The 14,142-nt window shown below is 68.2% G+C and carries 14 protein-coding genes and 1 pseudogene; 11 read left to right on the plus strand and 4 right to left on the minus strand.

Features of this window, described 5'->3' with window-relative positions; genetic code table 11:
- Position 1: 1 nt before the first annotated feature.
- Both G6N66_RS12085 and G6N66_RS12090 read right to left on the minus strand, forming a co-directional pair.
- Complete coding sequence (locus tag G6N66_RS12085; protein WP_197747039.1) at positions 2–832, minus strand: ABC transporter permease; 831 nt, start codon at positions 830–832, stop codon at positions 2–4.
- A complete protein-coding gene (locus G6N66_RS12090) occupies positions 766–1,530 on the minus strand; it encodes an ABC transporter ATP-binding protein (RefSeq protein WP_085234243.1) in 765 nt (254 codons plus the stop codon). Before G6N66_RS12090 ends, G6N66_RS12085 begins: the two co-directional genes overlap by 67 nt.
- Before the next feature lie 185 nt (positions 1,531–1,715).
- Between G6N66_RS12090 and G6N66_RS12095 the strand changes: the two genes are divergently transcribed.
- Positions 1,716–3,902, plus strand: coding sequence for an NHL repeat-containing protein (locus tag G6N66_RS12095; protein ID WP_085234242.1), 2,187 nt, complete (start codon positions 1,716–1,718; stop codon positions 3,900–3,902).
- Positions 3,903–3,909: 7 nt separating this feature from the next.
- Here G6N66_RS12095 and G6N66_RS12100 read toward each other — a convergent pair whose 3' ends face one another.
- Entirely contained in the window at positions 3,910–5,181 is a 1,272-nt protein-coding gene (locus tag G6N66_RS12100) for an ammonium transporter (RefSeq protein WP_085234241.1), read from the minus strand.
- Positions 5,182–5,240: 59 nt separating this feature from the next.
- Here G6N66_RS12100 and G6N66_RS12105 point away from each other — a divergent pair, with 59 nt between their 5' ends.
- The 6 genes and pseudogenes from G6N66_RS12105 (at position 5,241) to G6N66_RS12125 (ending at position 9,738) form a co-directional block, all read left to right on the plus strand.
- The gene (locus G6N66_RS12105; protein ID WP_085234240.1) at positions 5,241–5,852 is read left to right on the plus strand and encodes a DNA-3-methyladenine glycosylase; all 612 of its coding nucleotides are present in this window, start codon (positions 5,241–5,243) and stop codon (positions 5,850–5,852) included.
- Positions 5,853–5,949: 97 nt separating this feature from the next.
- Positions 5,950–6,137, plus strand: a pseudogene (locus G6N66_RS29005) (gamma-glutamyl-gamma-aminobutyrate hydrolase family protein); the annotation flags it as partial.
- Positions 6,138–6,140: 3 nt separating this feature from the next.
- Entirely contained in the window at positions 6,141–7,415 is a 1,275-nt protein-coding gene (gene tyrS, locus G6N66_RS12110) for a tyrosine--tRNA ligase (RefSeq protein ID WP_139825326.1), read from the plus strand.
- A gap of 73 nt (positions 7,416–7,488) precedes the next feature.
- The gene (locus tag G6N66_RS12115; RefSeq protein WP_085234238.1) at positions 7,489–7,860 is read left to right on the plus strand and encodes a DUF732 domain-containing protein; all 372 of its coding nucleotides are present in this window, start codon (positions 7,489–7,491) and stop codon (positions 7,858–7,860) included.
- A 31-nt stretch (positions 7,861–7,891) separates the two neighbouring features.
- On the plus strand, positions 7,892–8,737 hold the full coding sequence (locus G6N66_RS12120) for a tetratricopeptide repeat protein (RefSeq protein ID WP_085234237.1): 846 nt from the start codon (positions 7,892–7,894) through the stop codon (positions 8,735–8,737).
- The gene (locus G6N66_RS12125) at positions 8,734–9,738 is read left to right on the plus strand and encodes an HAD-IIA family hydrolase (RefSeq protein WP_085234236.1); all 1,005 of its coding nucleotides are present in this window, start codon (positions 8,734–8,736) and stop codon (positions 9,736–9,738) included. The genes G6N66_RS12120 and G6N66_RS12125 overlap by 4 nt, the downstream gene beginning before the upstream one ends.
- Here G6N66_RS12125 and G6N66_RS12130 read toward each other — a convergent pair.
- Positions 9,719–10,024: a hypothetical protein gene (locus G6N66_RS12130; protein WP_085234235.1), complete on the minus strand. Its 306-nt coding sequence runs from the start codon at positions 10,022–10,024 to the stop codon at positions 9,719–9,721. The genes G6N66_RS12125 and G6N66_RS12130 overlap by 20 nt on opposite strands.
- A 111-nt stretch (positions 10,025–10,135) precedes the next feature.
- Between G6N66_RS12130 and G6N66_RS12135 the strand changes: the two genes are divergently transcribed.
- The 4 genes from G6N66_RS12135 to recN are packed head-to-tail and all read left to right on the plus strand — an operon-like array spanning position 10,136 to position 13,823.
- The gene (locus G6N66_RS12135) at positions 10,136–10,324 is read left to right on the plus strand and encodes a hypothetical protein (protein WP_085234234.1); all 189 of its coding nucleotides are present in this window, start codon (positions 10,136–10,138) and stop codon (positions 10,322–10,324) included.
- An 8-nt stretch (positions 10,325–10,332) separates the two neighbouring features.
- Positions 10,333–11,142 carry a TlyA family RNA methyltransferase gene (locus G6N66_RS12140; RefSeq protein WP_085234233.1) on the plus strand — a complete coding sequence of 270 codons (810 nt, stop codon included), beginning with the start codon at positions 10,333–10,335 and terminating at the stop codon, positions 11,140–11,142.
- Positions 11,139–12,074 (plus strand): NAD kinase, encoded by a 936-nt coding sequence (locus G6N66_RS12145; protein WP_085234232.1) that lies wholly within the window; start codon positions 11,139–11,141, stop codon positions 12,072–12,074. Before G6N66_RS12140 ends, G6N66_RS12145 begins: the two co-directional genes overlap by 4 nt.
- Before the next feature lie 15 nt (positions 12,075–12,089).
- Positions 12,090–13,823 (plus strand): DNA repair protein RecN, encoded by a 1,734-nt coding sequence (gene recN / locus G6N66_RS12150; RefSeq protein WP_085234231.1) that lies wholly within the window; start codon positions 12,090–12,092, stop codon positions 13,821–13,823.
- Positions 13,824–14,142: the final 319 nt, after the last annotated feature.

Consider the following 14,142-nt stretch of genomic DNA (forward strand, 5'->3'; position numbering starts at 1 on the left):
GCTAGGGCGTCCGGCGCCGCAGCGTCGCCGCGGCCAGGCAGAGTGCCCCGAGCGCGAAGACCATAACGACCACGATGTCGCGCACCGAGATGTAGGTCAGTTGCGGGTGTGCCCCCACCTGTTGTAGTGCCTCCAGCGCGTAGCTGGCGGGCATGGCATTGCTGATCCATTGCAGCCAGTGTGGCATCAAGGGCCGGGGCACGATGATCCCGGCCAGCAGTAGCTGCGGCACCATCACCAGCGGGATGAATTGCACGGCCTGAAATTCGGTGCGCGCGAACGCACTGCACAGCAACCCCAGCCCAACGCCCAGTACGGCGTTGATGATCGCGATCACGAACACCCACAGCGGGCTACCGACGGTAGTGAAGCCCAACAACCAAAACGACACGACACAGGCCAAGATGGCTTGCGCCGCGGCGGCAATCGAGAAGGCCGTCCCGTAGGCGATCAAGAGGTCGAGCTGGCGCAGGGGAGTCGTCAGGATGCGCTCTAGCGTTCCGGATGCTCTTTCTCGCTGCATGGTGATCGCCGTGATGATGAACATTACGAAAAGCGGGAAGAGACCCAGCAGAATCAGGCAGGCGTTGTTGAACGGGGCCGGGGTGCCCGGGCGATGCGGGGCGTTCTGGTACATGAAGTACATCAGCGTGATCACCAACACCGGCACCAGCAGGATCATCGCGATGCTGCGATGATCGGCGGCCAGTTGGCGCAAGATCCGCGTCGTGGTGGCGGCGTAGGGCTTGAGATAGCCCGCGAACCCTAGCCCGCTTGGCGCATCGTGCTGCGCTTGATCATGGACAGAAACGCGTCCTCCAGTGACGTGCATCGGGTGTCCTCTCGTAGTTGGGTCGGTGTGGCATGCGCGACCAGGCTGCCTTCGCGCATCAGCAACAGGTCAGTGCAGTGGTCGGCTTCGTCCATCACGTGGCTGGACACCAACAGCGTGGTGCCGCCGCGGGCGAGCTCCGTGAACTGCTCCCAAAGATCCACCCGCAGAACGGGGTCGAGGCCCACCGTGGGCTCGTCGAGCACCAGCAACTCGGGCTCGCACACCAAGGCACAGGCCAGCGACACCCGGGTGCGCTGACCTCCGGAGAGGTTGCCGCAGAAGGCCGTTCGATGATCCGCCAGGCCCACCCGCTCGATAGCGGAATCGGCGGCCTTGCCGTCGAAGCCGTATAGCGCGGCAAGGTAGCGCACGTTGTCGACGATCCGCAGATCGTTGTAGATGGTCGGGTCTTGCGGCAGGTAGCCGACGCGACGACGCAGGTCGGCGCAGCCGGCCGGCTTGCCGAGCACGGTGACCGTCCCCGACGTCACGATCTGGGAGCCGACGATGCACCGGATCAGGGTGGTCTTGCCGCAGCCGGATGGGCCGAGCAGGCCGGTGATGCTGCCCCGCGCGATGTTCACCGAGAAGTCGTGCAGAGCAGGGCGTTTACCCCGGATCACACGCAGGTGCTCGATGCTGATCGCCGGTTCGCTCCGGTCCGGGATTAATTCATCACGAGATGAAGTCATCATGTGATGAATAATTCGCCGGTTGGGCGGACTTGTCAAGGGGTCGGCGGCGCCGAGCGTGTAACCATGGCGAAAAATCGCATGATTTTTCGCCGTCCGTTCACGCTCGGCGCATGGCACGATTCACGCAAGAATCCCGCAAGTGATCCGCGCTAACGTCCGGCTCGGCAGCAGCGAAAGGAACCGCGATGGGCAATGTGCTGATGGATCACGGGGATCCCGAGAAACGCATCGCCGACCTGGAGGCGGCCCGCCGTTTCGAGGCGACGGCGGCGGCCCCGTCCAACAAGCAGATGATGAAGTACGCCCAACTGTACATGTTCGGGGGCATGGCAGGGCTTGGCGTAATTTATATGGCGCTCTTCACGATTGGCGCTCTCGTGGGGTCGGAAACAGTGGCGCAGGTCGGCAGCGCGGTCGTGTTGATCACGTTCCTACTGCTTGCTATGCCGCTCTTCGGCGTGCTCCGGCGGCGCCTGAATCGCGACAAGAAGGTGCTCATCGATCTCGGAACCGACGGCCTGTGCGTCAGTGCCAGGCCGGGTGAGGTTTTCCCGCTCGGTGATCTGCGGCTGGGGCGATGGACCCCCGAAGGATACGGCGGGCTGACCAAAGGCACGGCCCTGCATCTGGGCGGGGGCCGGCGCGAATTCGTCTTGGGCGGACGAGATCACCGCGCCGCCAGGCAAACAGCACTGAACGCCAAAGCGGTGGACGGTGTGGACGCCTGGATGTGGGCCGCGGACTTCGACAAGCTTCTCGCCGCACTCGGCACCACGCCAAAGCCGGCGGCGCAGGCGCCGGAAGCGGGGCAAGCGACGCGCTGTCTGCTGATTCCAAACCCCATGCGGATGTTCTCGACATCCATGTTTGGGATGTTCAAAAACACCGCGAAAGCGTTGCAGCTCAACGCGAATCCGCCCCGACCCAGTGTGGCCATTGAGGTCGGCGACGAGAAGATCTCGGTGCACGACCTGAAGAGAAACGCGCTGATCGCCTCGGCGCCGCTCGCGCAGGTGACTGCGACGCCGGCAATGTGCACCCGTTCGATGCCGCGCGCGGGGACGCAGGTAACGCCGGTGCTGGTGGTGGGCGTTCCGAACGCGCAACGCCTGACCATCGAGTGCCCCGATCTGGCGGGCGCCCCCGGCGCGACGTGGGGCGGGTCCACCAAACTCACCTATCGATTCGCGTGGCGCGGGCTCGCGCCTGCCGAAAACGACCCGGAGTTTGTGATCTCCGACGCCGATTGGCTGGTCTTGGTCGAAAAACTCGGCTTGGCCGACCGTCTGGAAGACAGGGCCAAAGCCAACGCGGCCGCACCCCTGGCGGCGCCGGGACAGACACCGCTGGCTCGGCCCAAACGCAAGCTCTGGATTTACGGCGTCATCATCGCCGTGATCATGTTCGTCGTGGTGCCCGCGATGATGTTTGGCGCCAGCATGATCTGGCACCAAAAACAACTAAAAGACGAGCAGCTGAAGGCGAACCGGGAGTTGCCGTTCGCGCTGCCGTTCACCGACCTGCGCATGCCGCACGGGGTGGCGGTCGATGCCGCCGGCAACGTCTACGTCGCCGACACCCACACCCATCGGGTGTTGAAGCTGGCCGCCGGATCGAACACCCAGACCGCGCTGCCGTTCACCGGCCTCGACCTGTGCGACAACAACGTCGACGCCGCCATCGCCGGGGTGGCGGCCGACGCCGCGGGCAACGTATACGTCTCCGACAGCTGCCATAACCGGGTGGTGGAACTGCCGGCCGGGTCGAACACCCAAACCGTGCTGCCATTCAAGGGCTTGGATAGTCCCCAGGGCGTGGCGGTGGACAGCACCGGCACGGTCTACGTCGTCGACTTCTCCGGCGGTCAGGTGCTGAAGTTGGCCGCCGGCTCGAGCAAGCAAACGCCGCTCCCGTCGCCCGGCAAAGGGATCACGCCCGACGGCAACGTGGCGGTGGATACCGCCGGCAACGTCTACGTCGGCTTCAGCAAAAGCCACTACAAACGCCGGTCGGAGAGCTACCTGCTGAAGCTGGCACCCGGATCGAACAGCTGGACCACAGTGACGTCGGCCCCCGACAACTTCGGTGCGAGTTTCAGCACGGGCGAGCAGGACCTGGCGGTGGATCCGGCCGGCAACCTGTACGCCATCACGTCAACCGACACGCAAGGCGTGTGGAAGTTGGCGCCCGGCTCGGACACCTGGATTCCGCTGCAGGGCGCGCCGCCCCTCATGGACCCGCTCGGTTTGGCGGTGGACACCCGCGGCAACGTATACGTCACCGATCACCTGGGTTCCCGGGCGACGGGAGCGGCCCTGCCCTGGGAGGACGACGACGCGCACGGGTTCGTGCTCAAGTTACCCGCGGGCTGACGCCCGATCAGTTGGTCTCGGGTCCCGGTCGGCGCAGCGGCAGATGTCCATGCACGCCTTCGGCATACGCGGTTTCCGCGTGCTGGGCGAGGTCGATGCCGGACGTCTCGTCCTTGGCGCTGAGCCGGAAGCCCATCACCCGATCGATCAGTTTCGCCAGGATGAACGACACCGTGAACGCATAGAGCCCGACGACGACGATCGCCAACGTCTGCTTGCCCAGCTGCCCCAACCCGCCCCCATAAAACAGCCCCCGCGGGCCCGACGTCATGACCGCCGTGGCGAGCAACCCGATCAATGACACGCCGACCACGCCGCCGACGAAGTGCACACCGACGACATCGAGCGAATCGTCGTAGTTGAAGCGGAATTTCGCGGTGATCGCAAACGCGCACACCACCCCGGCTGCGACGCCGACGACTGCCGCGCCGAGCGTATTGACGGTCCCGCACGACGGGGTGATCGCGACCAGGCCGGCGACCACACCGGACGCCGCACCGAACGTCGTGGGCCGGCCGTCGCGCAGTTGTTCGACCGCAAGCCAGCCGAGCATGCCCAGGCAGCCGGCGACAAGGGTGTTGAGGAAGACGGCTGCGGCAATTCCGTTGGCGGCCAACGCGGAACCGGCGTTGAACCCGAACCACCCGAACCACAGCAGCCCGGCGCCGAGCAATACGAACGGCAGGTTGTGCGGCCGCATGGCGTCCTTCTTGAAGCCGATGCGGGGGCCTACCACCAGCGCCAGCGCCAGCGCCGAAGCGCCGGAGACGATTTCGACGACGAGACCGCCCGCGTAGTCGAGGACCCCCATTTTGCCCAGCCAGCCGCCTGGTCCCCACACCCAGTGCGCGACAACGCAGTAGACCGCGACGGCCCATATCGGGACGAACACAAACCAGGCCGCGAACTTGGCGCGGTCCGCGATCGCCCCGCTGACCAAAGCGGCCGTGACGATCGCGAAGCCCAACTGGAACGTGGAATAGAGCAGTTCGGGAACCGTGCCGCGCAGGGTGTCGGCGCCGATGCCGAGCATCCCGACGTGTCGGAGGTTGCCGATCAGTCCGCGGGCCCCGTCATCGGAGAACGCGATGCTGTAGCCGACCAGCAGCCACGCCACCGTGACCAGCGGGATCGAGATGAAGCTCATCATGATCATGTTCAGCACACCGGTGGTGCGGACCATGCCGCCGTAGAAGATGGCGAGGCCGGGGGTCATCAGCAGGACCAGGGCGGTGCTGGCCAACAGCCAGGCGGTAGCGGCGGGGTCGATTGTGTGCATGACGTGTCTCCTTCGACGTCGGGATAATGCCACGTCGGCCGTCCCGGTAGGTTCGCTGGGTGGCTGCTGACCAGTTGCTCGTCGATCCGGTCGCGGCGGCGCATCGGCTGCTTGGGGCCACCCTGGTGGGTCGCGGGGTGCGCGCCACCCTCGTCGAGGTCGAGGCCTACGGCGGGGTTCCCGACGGCCCGTGGCCGGACGCTTCCGCGCACTCGTATCGCGGCATCAACGGCCGCAACGCGGTGATGTTCGGCCCCCCGGGGCGGCTGTACACCTACCGCAGCCACGGTATTCACGTGTGCGCCAACGTCTCCTGCGGACCCGACGGCGTCGCGGCCGCCGTGTTGCTCAGGGCCGCGGCCATCGAGGAGGGTACCGACGTCGCCCGGGGCAGGCGCGGCGCGGCCGTCCGCACCGTCGCGTTGGCACGCGGCCCGGGGAATTTATGCTCAGCCCTGGGAATCACCATGGCCGACAACGGGATTGACTTGTTCGACCGGAAGAGTCCGGTGCGGTTGGTCCTCAACACGGCGCAAGGCGCGGTGTCGGGTCCCCGTGTCGGGGTCAGCCAGGCCGCCGACCGGCCCTGGCGGTTGTGGCTCGCGGGCCGACCGGAAGTCTCCCCCTACCGCCGCAGCCCCCGGGCCCCGGCGCCGGGCGAGAGCGACTGAAGGGTTCGCCGACGGGCTGAGCGCGCGAGCGTAACCGGGCTGCGAAATTCCGCGCCAGAAATCGCAGCCACGTTACGCTCGCGGACCGCAGTCACGGGTGACAGCGACGAGATCTGATGGTGGTGACCCGCTGCGCCCGGCTTCGCCGCGCTTGCGATCACCACTATCTGATTAGTGGTGACCCGCTGCGCCCGGCTTCGCCGCGCTTGCGATCACCACGGGGTCGATGGTGGTGACCCGCTGCGCCCGGCTTCGCCGCGCTTGCGATCACCACTAAAGTCGTCCGGGATGTCAAGCATGATCCTCGACGAGCTCGGCTGGCGCGACCTGATCGCGCAGTCCACCGACCTCGACGCGCTGGCGGCCGAAGCGCAACAGGGGCCGATGACGGTGTACGCCGGTTTTGACCCGACCGCGCCGAGCCTGCACGCCGGGCATCTGGTGCCGCTGCTGACGTTGCGGCGGTTTCAACGCGCGGGTCACCGCCCCATCGTGCTCGCGGGCGGCGCCACCGGCATGATCGGTGACCCGCGTGAGGTGGGTGAGCGCACGCTGAACGAGGCCGGCACCGTTGCCGATTGGACCGACCGGATCCGCGGGCAGCTGGAACGTTTCGTCGACTTCGACAGCTCGCCGACCGGTGCGATCGTCGAGAACAACCTCGACTGGACCGGCCAGCTGTCGGCGATCGAATTCCTGCGCGATCTCGGCAAGCATTTCTCGGTGAACGTGATGCTGGATCGCGACACCATCCGGCGCCGCCTCGACGGCGAGGGAATCTCCTACACCGAGTTCAGCTACATGCTGCTGCAGGCCAACGACTACGTCGAATTGCATCAGCGGCACGGGTGCACGCTGCAGCTCGGCGGGTCGGATCAGTGGGGCAACATCATCGCCGGGGTCCGCCTGGTCCGCCAGAAACTGGGCGCCTCGGTGCATGCGCTCACCGTTCCGCTGGTCACCGCGGCCGACGGCACCAAGTTCGGCAAATCCACCGGCGGCGGCAGCCTGTGGCTAGACCCTCAGCTCACCAGCCCCTATGCCTGGTACCAGTACTTCGTCAACACCGCCGACGCCGACGTGATCCGCTACCTGCGCTGGTTCACCTTCTTGTCGGCCGACGAGGTGGCCGAGCTGGAACAGGCCACGGCCGAGCGGCCGCAGCAGCGTGCCGCCCAGCGCCGGCTCGCCGCCGAGCTCACCGTTCTGGTGCATGGCGAAGAGGCGAAGGCGGCGGTCGAGCACGCCAGCCAGGCGCTTTTCGGCCGCGGCGAACTCGACCGTCTGGACGAGTCGACGCTGGCCGCGGCGCTGCGCGAGGCGGCGGTCGCCGAGCTCAAGCCCGGCGGCCCCGACGGGATCGTCGACTTGCTGGTGGCCAGCGGCTTGTCGGCGAGCCGGGGCGCGGCGCGACGCACGATCGAAGAGGGCGGCGCCTACGTCAACAACGTCCGCATCGAGAGCGACGAATGGGTGCCGCGCGATTCGGATTTCCTGCACGGTCGCTGGCTGGTGCTGCGCCGCGGCAAGCGCAATATCGCGGGCATCGAACGGGTCGGGTAGCGAAACGCTTTAGTGCGCAAACCTTTACCGGACCGTGTCGCAGCTGTGACTCTGCTTGACCACTGTTGTCACAATGCGTTACGCGCCTTCGCTACACCAGCCCACCGTTCGCATTGTGGTGCTGGCCGCGGGCATGGCGCTGACGTCTGTGGCCGCCGCCACGCTGGCGGCACCCATCCGCGCCGACATCATGGGCAACGCGTTCCTGGCCGCCCTGACCAATGCCGGGGTTCCGTATAGCGAACCGGCCGCCGCGACGGCGCTCGGTGAGTCGGTCTGCCCGATGGTGTTTGCGCCCGGCGGCTCGTTCGATGCGATTGCCGCCCGAGTGGCCGACGACAGCGGAATCTCGCACGAGGCGGCCGGAGCGTTCACCCTCATCGCCATCGCGACGTATTGTCCGGCAATTCTGGGGCCGCTGTTGTCTGATCGGCGGCCGGCCTAGCACCCCGTAAGCGTCCCGTAACCTTTACGGAGTGGTCGACGACAGGCACGGTCGGGGCGGCGAGCGGCGTCCGCGGTCGACTGCTGGCTCCGGCGGCCCCCGCGGGTCTCAGGGGCGCGGGCCACGCACCGAGTGGGAGGGCCGCTGGTCGGGCCCCGGCCGCGCGCGCTCGGCGCAGCCGCAGCGCTCATCACCCGGCGATGACGGGCCGCCGATACCGCCGGACATCGACGCCAGGCAGCTGGCGCCCGAGGTCCGGCGCGAGCTGAGCACCTTGGACCGTGCCACCGCCGACGCGGTGGCGCGGCACCTGGTCGCCGCCGGGCAATTGCTCGACGAGGACCCCGAGGCGGCCCTGCGCCATGCCCGCGCAGCGCGGGCCCGGGCCAGCCGGATCGCCGCGATTCGGGAGGCCGTCGGAATCGCGGCGTATCACAGCGGCGATTGGGGCCAGGCGCTCTCCGAATTGCGCGCCGCCCGCCGGATGGGCAGCAAGTCCGCGTTGCTCGCGCTGATCGCCGATTGCGAACGGGGACTGGGCCGTCCGGAGCGGGCGATCGAACTGGCCCGTGGACCCGAGGCGGCCCAGCTCTCCGGCGACGATGCCGACGAGTTGCGCATCGTCGCCGCCGGTGCCCGCGCGGACCTCGGGCAGCTGGAGCAGGCATTGGCCCTCTTGTCGACACCGCAGCTGGATCCCAACCGCACCGGCTCAACGGCCGCGCGGCTGTTCTACGTCTACGCCGACACGCTGCTGGCCCTCGGTCGCGACGAGGAAGCGCTGCAGTGGTTCCTGCGCTCCGCCGGCGCCGACGTCGACGGTGTCACCGACGCCGAAGACCGGGTGGAAGAGCTGGGCGCGGCAGACACATCGTGAAAAGCCTTGCGCAGCAATATGATTGCCTGCTGGTCGATCTGGATGGGACCGTGTTTCGCGGCCGTCAGCCGACCGAGGGCGCGGTCGAGGCGCTGGACCGGGCCGACTCCCGCAAGCTGTTCGTCACCAACAACGCCTCCCGCAGCGCGGACGAGGTGGCCGCGCACCTGCGTGAGCTCGGCTTCACCGCCAGCGCCGCCGACGTCGTCACCAGCGCGCAAAGCGCGGCGCACCTGCTCGCCGGTCAGTTGCCGTCGCAGTCGCCGGTCTTGATCGTCGGCACCGACGCGTTGGCCAACGAGATCACCGCGGTCGGGCTGCGTCCCGTGCGCCGGTTTGACGACGACCCGGTCGCCGTCGTGCAGGGCCTCTCGATGACCATCGGCTGGCCCGATCTCGCCGAGGCCGCGCTGGCCATCCGCGCGGGCGCGCTGTGGGTGGCGGCCAACGTCGATCCCACCTTGCCCACCGAGCGCGGTCTGCTGCCGGGCAACGGGTCGCTGGTGGCCGCGCTCCGGGCCGCCACCGGCGCGCAACCCCAGGTGGCGGGCAAGCCGGGCCGCCAACTGATGCAGGATGCGGTGGACCGTGGCGATTTCGATGCGCCGTTGGTGATCGGCGACAGGTTGGACACCGACATCGAGGGGGCCAACAATGCCGGGCTGCCCAGCCTGATGGTGCTCTCCGGGGTCAACACCGCGCGCGACGCGGTCTACGCCGAGCCCGTCCGGCGGCCCACCTACATCGGCCTCGACCTGCGTTCGCTGCACCAGGACGGCACACGGCTCAAGGTGGGGCAGCAATCGGGCTGGCGGGTCGACCTCAGCGCCGACACAATCACGGTCAGCGCCAACGGGGGGGATGACGGCGATGGGTTGTCGATCGTTCGTGCAGTCGCCGACGCGGTGTGGAGCGCACACTCGCCGCTGCGAATCGAGGCCGGCGACGACGAGGCGCGCGACGCGCTGGGCCGCTGGGATCTTATGGGTAGTTCTGAATGACGCACTGCACCACCGCATTGGCGGCGTGCTGGTCGAATCCCGTCTGCGCGACGCGCTGGGCTTCCGCATCGGGGGAGACACCGGACTTGAGCGCCTGCTCAATCTCGCCGACGAGCTGCATGCTCAGGGGGTCGGGTGCCCGCAGTGGGAGTTGCTGAGCATTTCCCGCAACGCACCGGCGGTAACCGCTGATGTCGGCGTGCGCCGGCGATGCCCCGATCACTGGGGCGATGAGCAGGACGGCGCCGGCCGTGCCGAGCGCCGCGGTGAAAGAGGTGATAGACATGCCTTTACATACCCATTTGGCCGCGCGTTGACGCCGTCGACCGCAGGATGTGACTCGCCGGGGCGCGGCACCGCTTGCTAACGGCCAAGCGGTGACTAGCGTAAAGACGCAATGACTACCGATCCGGATCAGATCCGCGCTGAAATCAACGCCCTGCTGGCCCAATTGCCCGACCCCCACGATATGACGGCCGAGTCGGAAAACCAGCCGTCCCTCGCCGACCTGGAGCAGATGGCCCGCCGGCTTTCCGAGGCCCATGACGTGCTGTTACGGGCCCTGGAGTCGGCGGAGAAGGGCTGAGTGCGCGCATGTCCCGGCGTGCCCGCGTCGACGCCGAGCTGGTGCGGCGCGGCCTGGCCCGGTCCCGTCAGCAGGCCGCGGAGCTGATCGGCGCCGGCAAGGTGCGCATCGACGGCCTGCCGGCCGTGAAGCCGGCCACCGCCGTCGCCGTCACCGCCGCGCTGACCGTGGCCGACGACGGCGAACGCACCTGGGTGTCGCGGGGCGCGCACAAGCTCATCGGGGCGCTGGACGCCTTCGGGATCCCCGTCGAGGGTCGTCGCTGCCTGGACGCCGGGGCGTCGACCGGCGGATTCACCGAAGTGCTGCTCGATCGCGGGGCGGGCGAGGTGGTTGCGGTCGACGTGGGATATGGCCAGCTGGCCTGGTCGTTGCGCAGCGATTCGCGGGTGGTCGTCGTCGAGCGGACCAACGTGCGGGACCTGACGCCCGAGGCGATCGGCGGGCGGGCCGACCTGGTGGTGGCCGACCTGTCGTTCATCTCGCTGGCCACCGTGTTACCGGCGCTGGCTGGATGCGCCGCGCCCGGCGCGGATATCGTTCCCATGGTGAAGCCGCAGTTTGAGGTGGGGAAGGGCCAGGTGGGTCCCGGCGGGGTGGTTCACGACCCGGTGTTGCGCGCGGAAGCGGTGCGCAGCGTCGCGCGGCGCGCGGGGGAGCTGGGATGGCACACCGTGGATGTCACGGCCAGCCCGCTGCCGGGCCCGTCGGGCAATGTCGAATACTTCCTGTGGCTGCGCGCCGAGACTGACCGTGGGCTAGCTGGTGATGCCCTGGCCGCGGCGGTGCAGCGCGCGGTGGCAGAGGGTCCGCAATGACGCCCCAAAGTCACAAGGAACGCACCGTTCTGCTGGTGGTCCACACCGGGCGCGATGAAGCGACCGAGACCGCGCGGCGCGTCGAAAAGGTGTTGGGCGACCAGGGGATTGCGCTTCGGGTGCTGTCCGCCGAGGCGGTCGACCGGGGATCGCTGCACCTGGCTCCCGACGACATGCGTGCCCTGGGCGTCGAGATCGAGGTGGTCGACGCCGAGCCGAATGCCGCCGAGGGCTGCGAGCTGGTGCTCGTCCTCGGCGGCGACGGCACCTTTCTGCGCGCGGCCGAATTGGCTCGCAACGCCGGCATTCCGGTGCTCGGCGTCAACCTGGGTCGGATCGGCTTTTTGGCCGAGGCCGAGGCGGAGTCCATCGAAACGGTGCTCGAGCACGTCATCGCGCGTGACTACCGGGTGGAGGAGCGACTGACGCTGGATATCGTTGTGCGCTACCGGGGCACCGTCATCGAGCAGGGCTGGGCGCTCAACGAGGCCAGCCTGGAAAAGGGCCCGCGACTCGGCGTGCTGGGGGTGGTCGTCGAAATCGACGGTCGCCCGGTGTCCACGTTCGGCTGCGACGGGGTGTTGGTGGCCACGCCCACCGGATCCACCGCGTACGCGTTCTCGGCCGGCGGCCCGGTGTTGTGGCCGGACCTCGAGGCGATCCTGGTGGTGCCCAACAACGCTCACGCGCTGTTCGGCCGCCCGATGGTCACCAGCCCCGAGGCGACGATCGCCATCGAGATCGAAGCGGGCGGAAACGACGCCCTGGTGTTCTGCGACGGCCGCCGCGAAATGGTCATACCGGCCGGCGGGCGGCTCGAGGTGACTCGTTGCGCCACACCGGTTAAATGGGCACGCCTGGACAGCGCGCCGTTCACCGATCGCTTGGTGCGCAAGTTCCGGTTGCCGGTAACCGGTTGGCGGGGAAAGTAAACGGCGCTTTGACTGATGCTGACTGAAATCCGCATCGAATCACTGGGCGCCATCAGCGTCGCGACCGCCGAGTTCGACCGCGGCCTGACGGTGCTGACCGGCGAGACCGGCACCGGCAAGACCATGGTGGTGACCGGGCTGCACCTGCTCGGTGGCGCCCGCGCCGACGCCACCCGCGTGCGGTCCGGAGCCGACCGTGCGGTGGTCGAAGGCCGTTTCACCACAACCGATCTCGATGAAGCGACGAGTGCAGGGCTCGACGAGATCCTGGACGCCTCCGGCGCCGAACGCGACGAGGACGGCAGCGTGATCGCGCTGCGCTCGGTCAGCCGCGACGGGCCTTCGCGCGCGTATTTGGGTGGCCGCAGTGTGCCCGCCAAGTCGCTGAGCGGATTCACCACCGAGCTGCTGACTTTGCACGGGCAGAACGACCAATTGCGGTTGATGCGGCCCGAGGAGCAACGCGGCGCGCTGGATCGGTTCGCCGCCGCGGGCCCGGCGTGCGAGCGTTACCGCAAACTGCGGGACGCGTGGTTGTCGGCGCGACGCGACCTGATCGACCGCCGCAACCGGGCCCGCGAGCTCGCCCAGGAGGCGGACCGGCTGCACTTCGCGCTCAACGAGATCGATGCCGTGGAACCCCAACCCGGAGAAGACGACACGCTGGTGGCCGACATCGTTCGGCTCTCCGAGCTGGATACGTTGCGCGAGGCTGCGGCCACGGCGCACACGTTGTTGTCCGGCGATGACTTCGGTGCCACCGATGCTCTGGGAAAGGCAAGGGCCGCACTGGAATCCACCGACGACGCCAAGCTGCAGGCGCTGGCGGCGCAGATCGGCGAGGCGCTGACGGTGGTCGCCGACGCGGGCCGCGAGCTTCGCGGCTATCTGGACGAGCTCCCGACCGACGCCAGCGCGCTGGAGTCCAAGTTGGCCCGTCAGGCCGAGCTGCGGACGTTGACCCGCAAGTACGCGGCGGACATCGACGGGGTGCTGCGCTGGGCGCAGGAATCTCGGGACCGGCTGGCGCAACTCGATGTGTCCGAGGAGGGACTGGCCGCGCTAGAGCGTCGCGCCGATGAACTCGGGCGTGAATTAGCCCAAGCCGCAGTCGATCTCAGCAAAATCCGGCGCAAGGCCGCCAAGAAGCTGGCCAAGGAGGTCACGGCCGAGCTGTCCGGGTTGGCGATGGGAGATGCCGAATTCACCATCGAGGTGACCACGGATCTCGCGGCCGCGCAGGATGATGCGGCGCTCCCGCTGCCTGCAGGGGAGTTGGCCCGCGCCGGTGTGGACGGCGTCGACCAGGTGGAGTTCGGCTTCGCGGCGCACCGCGGCATGACGGTGCTGCCGCTGGCCAAGAGCGCGTCCGGCGGCGAGTTGTCCCGGGTGATGCTGGCGCTGGAAGTGGTGCTGACGGCCTCGTCGGCAGGGACCACGATGGTGTTCGACGAGGTCGACGCCGGCGTCGGCGGCTGGGCCGCGGTGCAGATCGGGCGCCGGCTGGCGAAGCTGGCCCGGACCCATCAGGTCATCGTGGTCACGCATCTGCCACAGGTCGCCGCCTACGCCGACGTCCATCTCGCGGTGCACAGCACCGGGAAGGGCGGGGCCAGTGCGGTGCGACGCCTGACCGGTGACGATCGGGTGGCCGAGCTGGCCCGGATGCTGGCCGGGCTCGGGGAGTCCGACAGCGGTCGCGCGCACGCGCGCGAACTGTTGGAGACAGCGCAGAGCGAGCGCGGCTAGGGCCGCCCCTACCTAGCGCGAGCGTGCGTGTCTGTACGCCGACACGCCGTCAACCGTGTACATCTGCGCACGCTCGCCGCGCTACCCGGCCGGGAGCGGAACGAAGCGGCGCAGCGGGACGAGATCCAACCGGGCCAGTCCACCATTGGGCCACTCTCAAATGCGCTATCACATGTGACATCGCAGCAATGAACCGCTGCTGCCTCGGCTTTATGCGCTCCGAAATCCGATGGCACAGGTGATACCAGGGCCTTCGTGATATCGCATCCGCTATCAAGTTTGAAAAGGCTTTTATGATCGGCAGACGGTGCCCATGTGG

It is taken from the genome of Mycobacterium conspicuum (assembly GCF_010730195.1).
In the GTDB taxonomy this organism is placed as follows: domain Bacteria; phylum Actinomycetota; class Actinomycetes; order Mycobacteriales; family Mycobacteriaceae; genus Mycobacterium; species Mycobacterium conspicuum.